Below are 15,032 nucleotides of genomic sequence, written 5' to 3' on the forward strand. Positions count from 1 at the left end.
CGAAGGCGGCCGAGAGAGTGCCCGAACGAGCGCGCCCTCAATACCCGTCGTAGATGCTGCCCCGCGAGAAGCCGAGACCGACGGCGATGTCCGCGGAGGAGGCGCCGGCAAGACCCAGCGCGTCCGGGATCGAACCGACCCCAAGAGGACCGTAGCCGGGGCCGGGACCGAAATCAGGCCCGGCGACGGGGGCTGCGGCCGGCACCCAGGCGGCGCGGGCGGGCTGGACCAGCACGCGGCGCTGCGTGGTGGCGTAGACCGGCGGCAGGGTGTGCGGGATCGCCTCCGGCGGGCGCACGAGCACGCGGCGGGTCTGGACCGCGTAGCGCGGCGGCGTGGTCACCCAGCAGCCGACGAGCTGGCCATAGGCGTCGATGCGCGTCTCCCACCGGCGCCCGCCAGGGGCGACCAGCACCCGCTCGGACACCGTGTCGTAGACCGGCGGCGTCGTGCGGTAGACGGTGCGCGGCGGCTGGACCAGCACCCGCTCCGCGACGGTGTCGTAGACCGGCGGCGTCACGACCCGGCGATAGCACTCGGCGCTGACGCACGCACCCCCGGCCTGCGCAGGCACGGCCAGAGCGGCGACCGAGACGGCGGCAAGGGCAAGGGAAGCGATCAGGCTCGGGCGGAGCAGGGGGGCAGCCATGGAACAACCTCGGAACGCGACGTCAGGACGATCTCGGCACCTCCGCGAGCCCCGTCCGGGACTTTTCGGAGTGTGCCATTCGACGCCCAGATAGCGGCCAAGGTTGCGCACCGGACAAGCTCAATTGTCGAAGACAGTAAACTTAACCAACGACTAAGACTACGCAGATCTAAATAGGCCGGATCGACTTCGCAGGTTCGCCGGCAGGCAGGACCGGGTCGGGATGCGGCCCCACTTGCGGCCCTGCAAGGGGCGCTGTGGAAGCGTTGCCGAAAAGCCCTCCGCGCCGCGCAGGGGAGGGCGGGCGGAAGGGCGCGCTTGTCAGCCCTTCGGCCAGGGGCTAGAGCGCTTCCAAATCGGGCGGCGGCGGCGCCCGGATCGCATGACACCGCCACACGAGGGGATCGCATCCGCGCCAAGTCAGCGGGTGGCGGGCCGGCGACAAGGCCCTCCCGACCCCGCGAGGACAAGCGGATCTAAGGACCGAACGGCCCATGACCTACGTCGTCACCGACAACTGCATCAAGTGCAAGTACATGGACTGCGTCGAGGTGTGCCCCGTGGATTGCTTCTACGAGGGCGAGAACATGCTCGTCATCCATCCCGACGAATGCATCGATTGCGGCGTCTGCGAGCCGGAATGCCCCGCCGAGGCGATCAAGCCCGACACCGAGGGCAATCTTGAGAGCTGGCTGAAGCTGAACGCCGACTACGCCAAGACCTGGCCCAACATCACCCAGAAGAAGGATGCCCCCTCCGACGCCAAGCAGTGGGACGGGGTGAGCGGCAAGCTGGAGGCGCATTTCTCGCCCAATCCCGGCTCCGGCGACTGACCATCCGGCAGGGCGAGGCCACTCCGAAGCACGGCGGCCTCTCGCCGCAGGCTGCCGGTCCGGCCGCGATCCCCGCCGAAGCCCCGAACGCGCCACGGCCTACCTCGAAAGATCCGCCGGAGGCCCCGGCAACGCTCTTTCCGAGCCGTGCAAAACCTTCGATCCTCCCATGCGGAGACGCGTTCGCGCGCCGGCAATCCTTTGATTCGCCGGCCCGTTCGTGCTACATGAGGGCTCGCCGTCGCTCACGCCCGATGCGCCCCCCTCCTCTCGCACAAGCGGCGAGTTCCATCTTCCTGGAAAAGAGGTTGGCTGCGATCGACCGCCGGAAGCATTTCGCTCCCGGCGCGTTCTTTCGTGTGGTGGGAGCAACGCGAGAGCCCGGGAACCGGTCAGCGCTTCGACGGCGCGGCACTGGACTAAGGGCATGCGCCGGGTGTCCCGCCCCGGAGGTGACGAGCGTGCGGGCGTGGATGCGCGCCCCGCGTGGATGACAGTGGAGGCTCATTCCGCATGACCACAGCCAAGAAGACGACGGCAGCAGGCCGCCAAGGCTTCAAGACCGGCGAGGCGGTCGTGTATCCGGCGCACGGCGTCGGGCGGATCACCGCGATCGAGGAACAGGAGATCGCGGGCTATAAGCTCGAATTGTTCGTCGTCTCGTTCGAGAAAGACAAGATGGTCCTGCGCGTGCCGACCGCGAAGGCCAACAGCGTCGGCATGCGCAAGCTCGCCGAGCCCGAACTCGTCAAGAAGGCTCTCGACGTGCTGACCGGCCGCGCCCGCATCAAGCGGACGATGTGGTCGCGCCGCGCCCAGGAATACGAGGCCAAGATCAATTCCGGCGACCTGATCTCGGTGACGGAGGTGGTGCGCGACCTCTACCGTTCCGAGGCTCAGCCCGAGCAGTCCTACAGCGAGCGCCAGCTCTACGAGGCCGCCCTCGACCGCGTCGTGCGCGAGATCTCCTCGGTGAACCGGATTACCGAGACCGAGGCGCTCAAGCTGATCGAGCAGAGCCTCGCCAAGTCGCCGCGTCGCGCCAAGGCCGACGCCGAGGCGGAAGCCGACGCCGAAGGTGATGACGATGTGCAGGAGGAGGCCGCCTGAGGCGCCTCTCGGCGAATCGCATCGCTGCACGATTGACATTTGCTAACCAGAGGGCTCGGCGCCACGCCGGGCCCTTTTTTCATGCGCCGTCCGCAGACCTCTTGATCATTTCCTCCCCGACGCCACGCGCCCGCAGGGAACCAGCGTCGCACGGATGTGTTGTGCCTCTGCCACGGATGGCTTGCCCCGATGGCCTCGCCCGGCGTTTCGCCGACCAAGAGGCTCAAGCGGGCTGATCCGAAACGCTCGAACCAAGAACGCTCGAACGAGAGAGGCGGGGATGGCAGAGATCGCGGGGATGCGGCGTCAGTTCATTCGGACAGCGATGGAGGCGCCGTTCCTTGCGAGGGAAGAAGAACGCGGGCTGGCGGTGGCTTGGAAGGAGGCGCGCGATGAGCGCGCCCTGCACCGCCTGATCTCGGCACATATGCGCCTCGTGATCGCGCTCGCCGGACGCTTCCGCCATTACGGCCTGCCGATGGCCGACCTCGTCCAGGAGGGCCATGTCGGCCTAATGGAAGCCGCCGCCCGGTTCGAGCCGGAACGGGATGTCCGTTTCTCCACCTACGCCACGTGGTGGATCCGCGCATCGATCCAGGACTACATCCTGCGCAACTGGTCGATCGTGCGCGGCGGAACGAGTTCCGCGCAGAAGGCGCTGTTTTTCAACCTGCGCCGCCTGCGCGCCCGGCTGATGCAGTCGACCGAGGAGCAGGTTGGCTCCGAGATCCACGGCCGGATCGCCAGTGCGATCGGCGTCTCGCGCGAGGACGTGGCGCTGATGGATGCACGCCTGTCCGGTCCCGACATGTCGCTGAACGCGCCGGTAGGCGAGGAGAGCGAGGCGTCCTCCGAGCGGATGGATTTCCTCGTCGACAACGCGGCGCTGCCCGACGAGACGGTCTCGGCGCTGGTCGACGGCGAGCGTCGCCTCGTCTGGTTACGGCAGGCGCTGACGGTGCTCTCCGAGCGCGAGCTGCGCATCCTCCGGGAGCGGCGGCTCGCCGAGGATCAAGCGACCCTCGAAGCGTTGGGACACCGCCTCGGCATCTCGAAGGAGCGCGTTCGCCAGATCGAGAACCGGGCCCTGGAGAAGCTGCGCCGGGCCCTCGCCGAAAAATTCCCGCAGGCGCCGAGCAGTGTCTACGCCTGAGAGCGCCTCACACAGCTCCCGGTGACCGGCCGTTCTTGTTCTGACAGGGACGGCGCGGCGGGAGTTTTGTGAGAGACACTAAATTCTCGGACAAGCTCGCAGCAGGGGGCGTCGATGCGGCGTCCCCTCGGCGTTTGAAGCGCTTCCGCTCAGGGAAGGCTGGCCGGCTCGACGGAGCGACCAGCCGTGCGTACGCCGCCACGGCGCACATCGCCCGACGCGTTGGCCAGCACAGCCGCCAGCCGCTTCGTCGCGAAATCGATGAAGCTGCGCGCCTTTGCCGGCAGGAGCCGCGAGGTGGTGACGAAATAGACCGGTGTCGCCGGCAGGTTCCAGTCCGGCAGCACGCGCTCGAGGCGGGCCGTGGAGAGGTCGTTGTCGACGTTGATGACGTTGGCCCGGGTCAATCCCTGTCCGGCCACGGCGAAGCGCCGGGCGAGGCTCAGCGAGTTACAGGACAAGGGACCACCCACGGTGATCGCGACGGACTCGCTGCCGCGTCTGAGCGTCCAGGTGGCGGAGGTGCCCTGCATCGGCAGGATGACCTGATGCTTTTCGAGATCGAACGGCGTCATCGGCGCGCCGCGCTCGGCGAGATAGGCGGGCGAGCCGAAGATGCCGTTCTCGACCTCGGCGACCTTGCGCACGATCAGAGACGTCTCACGCGGCTCCTCGATGGCAACGGCAAGATCATAATTGTCGCCCACCAGATCGACCGGCGCCGGCTTCAGATCGACGTGGACGTGGATGTGCTCGTGGAGGGCGGAGAACTCCGTGATCACCCCCGACAGGTGACGCAGCACCCAGAAATCCGGCGGCGCAGCGATCTTGAGGAAGCCGCTCGGTCCCTTGGCCACGGCCATCATGTCGTCGAAGGTCCGCTGCGCCTCATCGACGAGGCGGGACACCTGCGCGAGGTAGGCCTCGCCGTAGGACGTCAACGCCAGCTTGCGTGTGGTCCGATCCAGAAGTCGCAGCCCTACCGTCGACTCGAACATGGTAATTCGGCGCGACAGGGAAGAAATCGGCATGCCGAGCGCGGCGGCGGCCTGACTAAAGCTCTTCCTACGAGCGACTTCGACGAAGAGAGCCATATCGCGTAGCAGTTGAGGATGCGGCATCTTTGCGCGGTCCACCCAGTCATTACGTGACTGCGCACCCGGCCGCTGAACGGAAGCCACGCGCAACCCTCCTTGCCATCTATCACATCCGCCCATAACCACAGCGAGCATAGCAAAGTTCAGACGGAAAAATTGTTTCGTTTCTTGGAACAATCCGAAATCAATTCCTGATTGTTTCCAGAACAGGACTTCCCCGATGTGATGTGAGCTGGGCCGGACGATGCGGCGGCGGTCGACGCCCATTCGCTCAGTCGGAGGCGACTTCGATCCGCAGCCGCTTCAGCCTACCCCGGTTTGGGTGTGCCGGTCTGTTGGTTCGCTCGCTCTCCGACGATGAGCCGGCACGAACGGCTGCCCGGGGGGGGTGCCGACACCAATGCATCCGATTGATGCCCTAACAGACGGAGAGCGGCCAAGGCGGCGGACGGCCTACAGGCTCTCACGCCCAGGGCCACGGCACCGCAATCGTCCAAGAGGCCGATTTTTTAAATACCCGTATTTCTCAGATACTTAATTAGGATACGGCCATGCTGTGAGGGGCTAAATTGCCCCCCTTCCGCGAAAGAAGCGCCATGAAAGGCAGCGACCCGCTTGCGACTGCGAAAAGTGCCGGCTATAAGCCCGCTCGTCGGCCTTCGGGGGCGGCATCGGAGTGTAGCGCAGTCTGGTAGCGCACCACGTTCGGGACGTGGGGGTCGCAGGTTCAAATCCTGCCACTCCGACCAAACAAGAAGAGAAACGCCTCAAAAGGGCGTCAAGACAAAAAAGGGCGCCCGTAGCTCAGCTGGATAGAGCACCAGACTACGAATCTGGGGGTCAGAGGTTCGAATCCTTTCGGGCGCGCCATTTACTTCAATGAGACGGGGACAAGGGGTTGGATAGCATCCAGCCCTTTTTGCATTTCTGGATCTGCTTACCAGAGACTGCCTTTGGCAAGCACATGGTGAGCGCAAGCCGGTCAATCAGCCGACCTCACAAGGAAGCCCGCTGGCGCTCGCTGGTGCGCTTCCGGCATCCGAGGTGCAGCAGCGTTCCGTCGCCGTCATGAAGCCTCTTGTTGAGTTAGAGCGCCTTGGCGTTGATTTGGCCTCGGATGTCCTTCGGCGCGCCTCATGACGCGTCCGATGCCGATCCGTCCACATCTGCTCTCCACTCCACCGCGCCCAGCGGAATTTGTGTTTGCACACGAGGCAGATCGGGACGGCCGGCAGAGGACCTCCAACAGGCTCTGAGTGCTGGCCGAGGGCTTCGTCTCGAACTCGGGGTAGGCGGCGAACCCTGCCACGGGCTTCCTCCGCAAGGGTCGGAGTTCCGGTGGCAACTGCGATCAATTCGCGCCTCGCTGCTCCCGGCTGATCTATATCAAGGTGCTTCCTGACGTGATGGGCTTTCCTGTCGAGGTGCTCGTGAAGGGTGCCTCCATCCGACAGGGCGGACCAGATGAACATGGATGCAAGCGAGGCCCCTTACGCGCGCCCGCGTTGCGCAAGATCATCCGGAAATACTGGGGCGATGACGCAGGAGAAGGGTAGAAAAAGCATCTTCCGCTATTGTATTAGGCATAATACTCTATGAGTCCGTACGGACTCCCGGAGGATACTGCCCGGCGCCGGTGAGCACATGTAAGACGAACAATTCAAGCTTAGCCAGCGTCGACTTTTGACGCTGTAGCGACTTTGGCGGTCACTGGACCATCGCAGATGATTGCGCGCGCATTGGACCGCCATGGCCGTCGCGGGCAGCTTATTCGAGATCGGGCTTAAGCCGTACTTCGTCACTTTCGTGAATCGAGTGTCAGGAATGTTGGCCGACCACCTCCCCAGCGCCCTCGATCTTGCCCGAAGCCAATTCGCCTTTACGGTCGTTTGGCATTTTCTGTTCCCGGCTTTTACCATCGGGCTGGCCAGCTTTCTGGCGGTGCTGGAAGCCTTCTGGCTCGCCACGGGACGCGCCGTCTACCTTGATTCCTACCGGTATTGGCTCAAGATCTTCGCCATCGCGTTCGCCATGGGCGTCGTCTCGGGGCTCGTCATGAGCTACCAGTTCGGCACCAACTGGTCGGTCTTCTCCGACAAGACGGCCCCGATCCTCGGTCCTCTCCTCGGCTACGAAGTTTTGACGGCCTTCTTTCTGGAGGCGGGCTTTCTCGGGGTGATGTTGTTCGGTCTGGAGCGCGTGGGCCCGCGCCTCCATTTCCTGGCCACCTGCCTCGTCGCGGTGGGCACGCTGACCTCGGCCTTCTGGATCCTGTCGGCCAATTCCTGGATGCAGACGCCGGCGGGCTACGTGCTCGACGCCAACGGCCATTTCGCGCCCCAGGATTGGTGGGCGGCGATCTTCAACCCGTCCTTCCCCTTCCGCTTCGCCCACACCGTCACCGCCGCCTACCTGACCACCGCGATGATCGTGGGTGCGGTGGGGGCGTGGCATCTCCTGCGTGACCGGTCGAACCCGCGCGCCCGCCTGATGTTCTCGATGGCGATGTGGATGGCCGCCGTCGTCGCTCCCGTGCAACTCGTCCTGGGCGACCTGCACGGGACCAACACCTACCACTATCAGCCCGCCAAGGTCGCGGCGATGGAGGGCCATTTCGAGAGCGAGCGGCGCGCGCCCTCGATCCTGTTCGGCTGGCCCGACGCGCAGGCCGAGACGACGCGCTGGGCGATCGGCATTCCGGGGCTCGCGAGCTTGTATCTCGCCCACGACCTGAACGCCGAGGTGCGCGGGCTGAAGTCACTGCCCCGCGACACCTGGCCGACCAACCTACCCCTGGTGTTCTGGTCCTTCCGGGTCATGGTCGGGCTCGGCTTCCTGATGATCGCGCTGGGAATGGCCTCGCTCTATCTGCGCTGGAAAGGACGGCTCTACAGCTCACGATGGCTGCAGCGCTGCGCGGTCGCGATGGGCCCGTCCGGCCTCGTGGCCGTCACGGCGGGCTGGGTCGTAACGGAGGCCGGGCGTCAGCCCTTCACGGTCTACGGGCTGCTGCGCACCGCCGACAGCGTCTCACCCATCGCCGCCCCCGCCGTCGCGGCCTCGCTCGCGGCCTTCGCCGTGGTCTACTTCGTCGTGTTCGGGGCCGGCATCTGGTACCTCCTCCACCTCTTCAATCAGCCGCCGCGGCCACACGAGGCGGGTGTGCCCACCGGCCGGCCGGTCCGCACCGCCGGCATCACCCCGGCCCCGGCGATCGCCGCCGGCCCGAACGCTCAGCCGGCCGAGTGAAGGACGGGTCTTCCATGTCTCTCGACCTCACGTTGATCTGGGCCGTCCTGATCGCCACGGCGGTGTTCCTCTACGTCGCGATGGACGGGTTCGATCTCGGCATCGGCATCCTGTTCCCGGCCGTGTCCGCCAAGGCCGATCGGGACGTGATGGTGAACTCCGTCGCCCCCGTATGGGACGGCAACGAGACCTGGCTGATCCTCGGCGGCGGCGGCCTCTTCGCGGTCTTCCCGCTGGCCTACGTGACGATCCTGCCGGCGCTCTACATGCCGCTGATCCTGATGCTGCTCGCCCTCGTCTTCCGCGGCGTCGCCTTCGAGATGCGCTTCCGCATGGCGACCGTGCGGGGGCAGCTCTGGTGGGACCGCGCCTTCTCCTGGGGCAGCTACGTGGCGGCCTTCTGCCAGGGCATCGCGCTCGGCGCCCTCGTTCAGGGCATCCGTGTCGAGGGGCGCGCCTATGCCGGGGGCTGGTGGGACTGGCTCACCCCGTTCTCCCTGCTGACCGGCGCGGCGCTGGTGGTGGGCTACGGGCTTCTCGGGGCCTGCTGGCTCATCTGGAAGACGGGGGGCGAGTTGCAGATCCGCGCCTACCGCCTCGCCCGCTCTCTCGGTCTGGCGACCCTGGTCCTGATCGCCATCGTTTCGCTCACGATGCTCGTCCTCAGCGCTCCCTTCCGCGAGCGCTGGCTCTCGTTCCCCGGCATTCTCGTCGGGGCACCGGTGCCCGTGCTCGTCGGGCTGCTGGCGCTGCGCTTCCAGCGCGCGCTGGAGCGGCGGGAGGAGATCATGCCCTTCCTCTGCGCGCTCGGCTTCTTCCTGCTCTCCTATATCGGGCTCGGTATCAGCCTTTGGCCGATGATCGTGCCCCCGGATATCTCGATCTGGGCCGCGGCCACGCATCCGAGCAGCCAGGCCTTCCTCCTCGCCGGTGCGGCGGTGCTGATCCCAATGGTGCTCGGCTACACGGCCTACGTCTACTGGCTGTTCCGCGGCAAGGTCACACCGGAATCCGGATATCATTGATGGGTCTTCATCAGCCGACAACGGAGCCTGCCTTCGTGCCCGACGCCGCACGCCTCCGCAGGGCGGCGATGACCGGCAAACTTGGCCGGATCGGCTGGTTCGTGCTGCTCTGGGCGATGAGTGTCGTGAGCCTGACGCTCGTCGCCCTGCCGCTTCGATGGCTGCTGAAACCGTCTTGATCGGCGGCTCCGTCAGGGCCGTGGCCGGCCCGGTTCCTGTGCCCGTCCGCAGTCTCCTGGATCGATGGACCGATCCTGAGGGTCTCGGGTGGAGGTTTGCAGGAACCGGATTGATCACCATCAACGAGCCGGTGCGCCGGTATCGACTATACTCTGTGCCGACGCCCGCATCAGCGGCCGCGGCGCCGCGGCCGCCCGCAATCTCCAGAGTTTCGGCGAAGCGATCGTCTGCAGATTCGCTCGGTCGAAGATGAGCGCCGCCCGCGACGTCGTCGTGGCACCCTGAATGGCGCCTCAAAGCTGGTCTTCGGCAAATCCCGGCCGCCGCAACACGAGAAATCAAAAGTAGTATCGGCTCAAAGCTCGCGCCGGACAGCTTTCGTCTTTCGAACCACGTCGAGGGTGCCCAAACGACCGAAGTCGAGCGAAACCGCCCAAGACACAATCTGACATTGTATAGTTCGTATTCAATCGTCTCATGATAGCAATAGGTCGCCGCTTTGTGCGGTCGTTCGCCGATCAATCAATCATCACGGAGGATGCGCCATGCGAAGCGTTGCAATACTCGCTGCTGTTCCGGCAATGCTTATAGGAATAAATATCTATACTGCGACGGCGGCGATGAGTCGGCCGGGCCAGATCATGACGACGCGCGACATGAACATCGAATGCCGCGGCAACGGATGGGTCGGACGCAGCGCGAGAGACTGCTGCAGCGGCCGCTGCCGGATCTTGAAATCGAAGCGATGCAAATGCATCGGCAACAAGCCGTCCTTCTGAACATCCCTTGCAGAAGCAAGCGTCGATGTTGGGACGGATGAGGCAGAGCGGGCATCCGGTGTGCCGCCTCGTATCAGGCGTTCGGGGCGGCATGGTCGGCGCCGGGCTCCGCGAAGCGGCGCATGGTGCGAGCCTGGGGGCTTTCACCATCGCGGATGCGCGTCAGGGGCATCGGGTCAGGCAAGGCGCCGCGCGTGCCGCGACGCCCTGCCAGCTCGGCACGCTGCAGGGCCGGGAAGCGGGGGGCCAAGGCATTCGGCCGTCCGTCGTGTTTCGCCTGGCGATTCCCCGGAGGCGGACGTGACGGTGTCCGGCCGGTTCACGCTCGGGATTGGGTGGGCCGCGGCGACGCTCTGCACCGCCTGCCTGCCCGCGATTTCGACGGCGTTCGCGCAGGGGCAGGGCGAGCCGGCTGGGCCGCCCGTCGTCGGCATCATCGCGGCACGCAAGGAGCCGATCACCCAGACGGAGCAATTCATCGGCCGTATCGAGGCGAAGCAGCGTGTCGACATCGTCGCCCGGGTGACGGCGTTCATCGAGAAGCGGCTCTTCGTCGAGGGCACGGATGTCGAGGAAGGAACGCTCCTCTATCGTCTCGAGCAGGCCCCGTTCCAGGCGGCCGTGGCCGCTCAGAAGGCGCAGATTGCGCAGGTCGAAGCGCAATTGGGTAACGCGCGTCTCACGACGCAGCGCGCCCGAATCCTGCTCGGCGGGCCGGCCGGGCAGCAATCGACCTACGACGCGGCGCTTGCGAACGAGCGGGCCTTGGAGGCGCAGCTCCAAGCCGCACAAGCCCAGCTCGACACGGCGCAGATCAATCTCGGCTACACGGAGATCCGCGCGCCAATTGCCGGCCAGATCGGGCGCACGTCCCTGACGATCGGCAACGTCGTCGGGCCGAGTTCCGGGGTGCTGACGACGATCGTCAGCCAGGACCCGATGTTCGTGACGTTTCCGGTGCCGGTCCGTGAAGCAATCAATCTGCGGACGCGCTATGGGCCGGCGGGCGGATTCGGCGCTGCCCTGATCCGGGCGCAACTCCCAGACGGCCGTTTCTACGATCACACCGGGACGCTCGATTTCGTCAACAACACCATCGCGACGAATACGGACACGATCCTGCTTCGCGGCGTGCTGCCGAATCCCCCGATCTTCGCTCACAGCCGCACGGCCGCCACCATCCGCGAACTCACGGATGGTGAGTTCGTGACCGTGTTCCTCGAAGGCGTCGAGCCGGTCGAAGTGGTCGCGATCCCCCGCGCCGCCGTCCTGGCCGACCAGCGGGGCAGCTACGTCTACGTGATCGGGCCGGGCAATAAGGCCGAGGAGCGTCGGATTCAGCTTGGCCAATCGAGCACGACGCTCGCGGCGGTGACGAGCGGACTCAAGGTCGGAGAGCAGGTCATCGCCGAAGGCTTGCAGCGGGTCCGCGCGGGCGAGGCGGTCTCGCCCAAACCCGCCGACGCCATTCTGCAGAGGATGATGCGAAACTCCGCCGTGAACGAAGACAGCGCGGGGCCGGCTGCGTCCGTTTCGCCACCGGCCGGACACGGTCCGACCGGAGCGGCCAGCGGTGCCGGCCCGAACGCGAGCGGCAGCCCGAACCGCCGGCGTTAGCGCAGCATGGGACGCCTCCCTCGCCCCGTCCCTTGCCGCCCCCCTTGCCCCGCTCCGCGGCCCCTCGTCCCGGATCGCACGTCGTTTGGCCCAGGCGACCGAGCCCGAGGCGCGTCATGATCTCATCCATCTTCGTGGACCGCCCCCGGCTCGCGATCGTCATCGCGCTGATCATCACGATCGCCGGGGGGCTGGCGCTGCTGCGGATCCCGGTCGCGCAGTTTCCGGACATCGTGCCGCCGCAGGTGAGCGTGTCGGCGACGTATCCGGGGGCCTCCGCCGAGGTCGTCGAAGCAAGCGTCGCCCAGCCGCTCGAAGCACAAGTCATCGGCGTCGACCGCATGATCTACATGAAGTCCACGAGCGCCAATGACGGCAGCTACAGCCTGGCGGTGAGTTTCGACCTCGGCTCCGACCCGGACATCAACACGGTCAGCGTCAACAACCGCGTGCAGTCGGCCCTGTCGCAGCTCCCGTCCGAGGTGCAGCTGCAGGGGCTCAAGGTGCAGAAGAAGTCGTCCGCGATCCTGCTGTTTGCCGTCCTCTACAGCGAGACGGGCGCGCAGGACCCGCTCTTCATCACGAACTACGCCATCATCAACGTGCTCGACGAGATTTCGCGCACGGCCGGAGTGGGGCAGGCCAACCTGTTCGCGCGGATGAACTACTCGATGCGCATCTGGTTCGACACGGATCGCCTGACGAGCCTGAATTTCGCGCCGTCGGACGTGGTGGATGCCATTCGGGCGCAAAGCGTTCAGGCGCCGGTCGGCCGCATCGGCGCGCCGCCGATCACGAACGAGCAGCAGATCCAGATGAACGTGCAGACGCAGGGTCGCTTGTCGACGCCGGCACAGTTCGGCGCAATCGTCCTGCGCACGAACCCCGACGGCTCCGTGGTGCGCATCCGCGACGTCGCCCGAGTGGAACTCAGCGCGCAGAGCTTCGACAGCGAATCCCGGCTCGACGGCCGGCCCGGCGTCCCCGTCGCCATCTATCTCGTGCCCGGTGCCAACGCGGTCAGCACCGCGACCGCCGTGAAGGCGACCCTGGAGAAGCTTTCGGCGCGCTTCCCGGCAGGTTTGCGATACGTGGTCGTGCACGATTCCACGACCTTCGTGAAGGATACCATCTCCGAGGTGCTGCGGACGCTGGCCGAGGCCTTCGTCCTCGTCGTCCTCGTCGTGTTTCTGTTCCTCGGGAATCTGCGGGCGACGGTGATCCCCGCCATCGCCGTGCCGGTGAGCCTCATCGGCACCTTCGCGGTGCTCTACGTGCTCGGCTACTCGGCCAACACCGTCTCGCTCCTGGCGATGGTGCTCGCCATCGGCATCGTGGTCGATGACGCCATCGTCGTCGTCGAGAATGTCGAGCGGGTGATGGAGGAGCATCCGGAGCTGTCGCCGGCCGAGGCGACGAAGCTCGCCATGACGCAGATTACCGCCCCCATCATCGCCATCACGCTCGTGCTCCTATCCGTCTTCGTTCCGATCGCCTTCATCCCCGGCGTGTCGGGAACGCTGTTCCGGCAATTCGCCGTCACGATCAGCGCCGCGATGCTGATCTCGGCGATCAACGCGCTGACCCTTTCGCCCGCGCTGTGCGGGGTGTTCCTGCGTCCCACGCGCGCGCGGCGCGGCATCATGGGCCGGGTGCTCGGCGGAATCGATTGGGTGCGGGACCGTTATGCAGCGGGCGTCCGCCGCCTCGTCGGCGTGTCCGCTCTCTCACTCGTGCTGGTCCTCCTGTTCGCGGGCGGCATCTTCGGCCTCTCGCGGATCACGCCGTCCGGATTCCTCCCAGAGGAGGATCAAGGCGCCTTCTTCGTCTCGGTCCAACTGCCCGACGGCGCGTCGGTGGCCCGCACGAGCGCGGTCGCGTCGGAGGTCGAGAGGCTCCTGAAGGACATGCCCGGCGTCAATCAGGTGCTTGCGATCGTCGGCTTCTCGCTTCTGGACGGAGCGGCCGAGCCGAATTCCGCGTTTTTGGTGGCGCAGCTCAAACCCTTCGCCGATCGCCGGAGCGCGGCGGAATCCGCCCAGGCCCTGATCGGGCGCGCTTACGTGGCGGCCGCGGCGATCGAGCAGGCAACGGTGCGGCCCTTCAATCTTCCGCCCATCGTCGGGCTCTCGACGAGCGGCGGCTTCGAATACGTGCTCGAGGCGCGAGAGGGGCAGGACCCGGCTGCGATCGACGCGGTCGTGCGCGGCCTCGCCGCGGCGGCGAACCGCGACCCGCAGCTCGCCCGCGTCTTCTCCACCTTCACGGCATCGAATCCCTCGATCTTCCTCGACATCGACCGCACCAAGGCACAGGTGCTCGGGCTGGCGATGAGCGACGTCTTCAGTTCGCTTCAAGCCACGCTCGGCGGGGTCTACGTCAACAATTTCAACCTCTACGGCCGCACCTGGCAGGTGAATGTGGAGGGCGAGGCGGACAACAGGGCGACATTCGCGACATCTGGAACATCTATGTCCGCGGCGCCTCGGGCCAGATGGTGCCGATGCGTTCGGTCGCGAGCGAGCGCATCGTGCTCGGACCGCAGGTGCTGACTCGATACAACAATTTCCGCGCCGTGAGCGTGAACGGCAGCCCGGCGCCCGGCATCTCCTCCGGCGCCGCGATGGCCGCGATGGGGCAGATCTCCGACCGGACGCTGCCGGAAGGCTACAGCTACGAGTGGACCGGGACCGCCTATCAGGAGCAGCAGGCGTCCGGCCAGACCTGGATCGTCCTCGGCCTCGCCTTCCTGTTCGCCTACCTGTTCCTCGTCGCCCTCTACGAGAGCTGGACGATCCCCATTCCGGTCCTTCTGTCCGTCGTGGTCGGCGCCTTCGGCTCCTACCTTGCCGTCAAGCTCGCCGGCCTTTCCCTCGACCTCTACAGCGAGATCGGCCTCGTGGTGCTGATCGCGCTCGCGGCCAAGAACGGCATCCTGATCGTCGAGTTCGCCAAGGACCAGCGGGAGGCGGGCGTACCGATCCGGGAGGCCGCGATCCGCGGCGCCGAGCAGCGGTTCCGCGCCGTGATGATGACCTCCATCGCCTTCATCCTCGGCCTCGTCCCCCTCGTGATCGCGACCGGCGCGGCCCAGATCAGCCGTCGCGACGTCGGCACCGCGGTCTTCGGCGGGATGATCGCGGCCAGTTCGATCGGCATCTTCCTCGTGCCGATGCTCTACGTCACGGTCCAAACCCTGCGCGAGCGCGTGAGACAGAGGACGGCGAGGCAGGGTCGGCCCGCCTGACGGCGGTCCGGGCGCCTGCGAAACCGCCTCCGCGGGACTTCGGCGCGTCCCAGCGAGACATCCGTTCCGGGGACGGACCGCGAGAAGTCCAGG

At 66.3% G+C, this 15,032-nt stretch carries 10 protein-coding genes, 2 tRNA genes and 1 pseudogene; 10 read left to right on the forward strand and 3 right to left on the reverse strand.

The window, feature by feature from the left end; all coding sequences use genetic code 11:
- Window positions 1–37 precede the first annotated feature (37 nt).
- Entirely contained in the window at window positions 38–649 is a 612-nt protein-coding gene (locus LPC10_RS19790) for a hypothetical protein (RefSeq protein WP_231343984.1), read from the reverse strand.
- 494 nt (window positions 650–1,143) lie between these two features.
- Between LPC10_RS19790 and fdxA the strand changes: the two genes are divergently transcribed.
- From fdxA to LPC10_RS19805, 3 genes are all read left to right on the forward strand, one after another.
- A complete protein-coding gene (gene fdxA / locus LPC10_RS19795) occupies window positions 1,144–1,482 on the forward strand; it encodes a ferredoxin FdxA (RefSeq protein ID WP_108941608.1) in 339 nt (112 codons plus the stop codon).
- A 513-nt stretch (window positions 1,483–1,995) separates the two neighbouring features.
- Complete coding sequence (locus tag LPC10_RS19800) at window positions 1,996–2,592, forward strand: CarD family transcriptional regulator (RefSeq protein WP_012456050.1); 597 nt, start codon at window positions 1,996–1,998, stop codon at window positions 2,590–2,592.
- Between the two features lie 280 nt (window positions 2,593–2,872).
- The gene (locus LPC10_RS19805; RefSeq protein WP_017484286.1) at window positions 2,873–3,745 is read left to right on the forward strand and encodes an RNA polymerase factor sigma-32; all 873 of its coding nucleotides are present in this window, start codon (window positions 2,873–2,875) and stop codon (window positions 3,743–3,745) included.
- A gap of 149 nt (window positions 3,746–3,894) precedes the next feature.
- Here the strand turns inward: LPC10_RS19805 and LPC10_RS19810 are convergent, their stop codons facing one another.
- Window positions 3,895–5,109 (reverse strand): LysR family transcriptional regulator, encoded by a 1,215-nt coding sequence (locus LPC10_RS19810; RefSeq protein WP_231343985.1) that lies wholly within the window; start codon window positions 5,107–5,109, stop codon window positions 3,895–3,897.
- Between the two features lie 405 nt (window positions 5,110–5,514).
- Here LPC10_RS19810 and LPC10_RS19815 point away from each other — a divergent pair.
- The 5 genes from LPC10_RS19815 to LPC10_RS19835 all read left to right on the forward strand — a co-directional run bounded on the left by LPC10_RS19815 (window position 5,515) and on the right by LPC10_RS19835 (window position 9,295).
- Window positions 5,515–5,591 (forward strand) — tRNA-Pro (locus LPC10_RS19815).
- A 44-nt stretch (window positions 5,592–5,635) separates the two neighbouring features.
- Window positions 5,636–5,712 (forward strand) — tRNA-Arg (locus tag LPC10_RS19820).
- A 954-nt stretch (window positions 5,713–6,666) separates the two neighbouring features.
- Entirely contained in the window at window positions 6,667–8,091 is a 1,425-nt protein-coding gene (locus tag LPC10_RS19825) for a cytochrome ubiquinol oxidase subunit I (RefSeq protein WP_231343986.1), read from the forward strand.
- A 14-nt stretch (window positions 8,092–8,105) separates the two neighbouring features.
- The gene (gene cydB, locus LPC10_RS19830; RefSeq protein ID WP_231343987.1) at window positions 8,106–9,116 is read left to right on the forward strand and encodes a cytochrome d ubiquinol oxidase subunit II; all 1,011 of its coding nucleotides are present in this window, start codon (window positions 8,106–8,108) and stop codon (window positions 9,114–9,116) included.
- A gap of 35 nt (window positions 9,117–9,151) precedes the next feature.
- The gene (locus LPC10_RS19835; protein ID WP_231343988.1) at window positions 9,152–9,295 is read left to right on the forward strand and encodes a DUF2474 family protein; all 144 of its coding nucleotides are present in this window, start codon (window positions 9,152–9,154) and stop codon (window positions 9,293–9,295) included.
- Window positions 9,296–9,897: 602 nt separating this feature from the next.
- On the opposite strand, the gene LPC10_RS19840 is transcribed toward LPC10_RS19835, so the two are convergent.
- The gene (locus LPC10_RS19840; protein ID WP_231343989.1) at window positions 9,898–10,053 is read right to left on the reverse strand and encodes a hypothetical protein; all 156 of its coding nucleotides are present in this window, start codon (window positions 10,051–10,053) and stop codon (window positions 9,898–9,900) included.
- 322 nt (window positions 10,054–10,375) lie between these two features.
- Here LPC10_RS19840 and LPC10_RS19845 point away from each other — a divergent pair, with 322 nt between their 5' ends.
- Both LPC10_RS19845 and LPC10_RS19850 read left to right on the forward strand, forming a co-directional pair.
- On the forward strand, window positions 10,376–11,692 hold the full coding sequence (locus LPC10_RS19845; protein ID WP_231347094.1) for an efflux RND transporter periplasmic adaptor subunit: 1,317 nt from the start codon (window positions 10,376–10,378) through the stop codon (window positions 11,690–11,692).
- 116 nt (window positions 11,693–11,808) lie between these two features.
- Window positions 11,809–14,939: pseudogene (locus tag LPC10_RS19850) on the forward strand (efflux RND transporter permease subunit).
- Window positions 14,940–15,032: the final 93 nt, after the last annotated feature.

The sequence above is a fragment of the Methylorubrum sp. B1-46 genome, from assembly GCF_021117295.1.
In the GTDB taxonomy this organism is placed as follows: Bacteria; Pseudomonadota; Alphaproteobacteria; order Rhizobiales; family Beijerinckiaceae; genus Methylobacterium.

What these genes read in the sequence shown, in the direction of transcription:
- LPC10_RS19840 (WP_231343989.1), bottom strand. Translation starts at nt 10,053, where the DNA reads ATGCATTTGCATCGCTTCGATTTCAAGATCCGGCAGCGGCCGCTGCAG.
- LPC10_RS19825 (WP_231343986.1), top strand. Translation starts at nt 6,667, where the DNA reads ATGTTGGCCGACCACCTCCCCAGCGCCCTCGATCTTGCCCGAAGCCAA.
- fdxA (WP_108941608.1), top strand. Translation starts at nt 1,144, where the DNA reads ATGACCTACGTCGTCACCGACAACTGCATCAAGTGCAAGTACATGGAC.
- cydB (WP_231343987.1), top strand. Translation starts at nt 8,106, where the DNA reads ATGTCTCTCGACCTCACGTTGATCTGGGCCGTCCTGATCGCCACGGCG.
- LPC10_RS19790 (WP_231343984.1), bottom strand. Translation starts at nt 649, where the DNA reads ATGGCTGCCCCCCTGCTCCGCCCGAGCCTGATCGCTTCCCTTGCCCTT.
- LPC10_RS19805 (WP_017484286.1), top strand. Translation starts at nt 2,873, where the DNA reads ATGGCAGAGATCGCGGGGATGCGGCGTCAGTTCATTCGGACAGCGATG.
- LPC10_RS19810 (WP_231343985.1), bottom strand. Translation starts at nt 5,109, where the DNA reads ATGGGCGTCGACCGCCGCCGCATCGTCCGGCCCAGCTCACATCACATC.
- LPC10_RS19800 (WP_012456050.1), top strand. Translation starts at nt 1,996, where the DNA reads ATGACCACAGCCAAGAAGACGACGGCAGCAGGCCGCCAAGGCTTCAAG.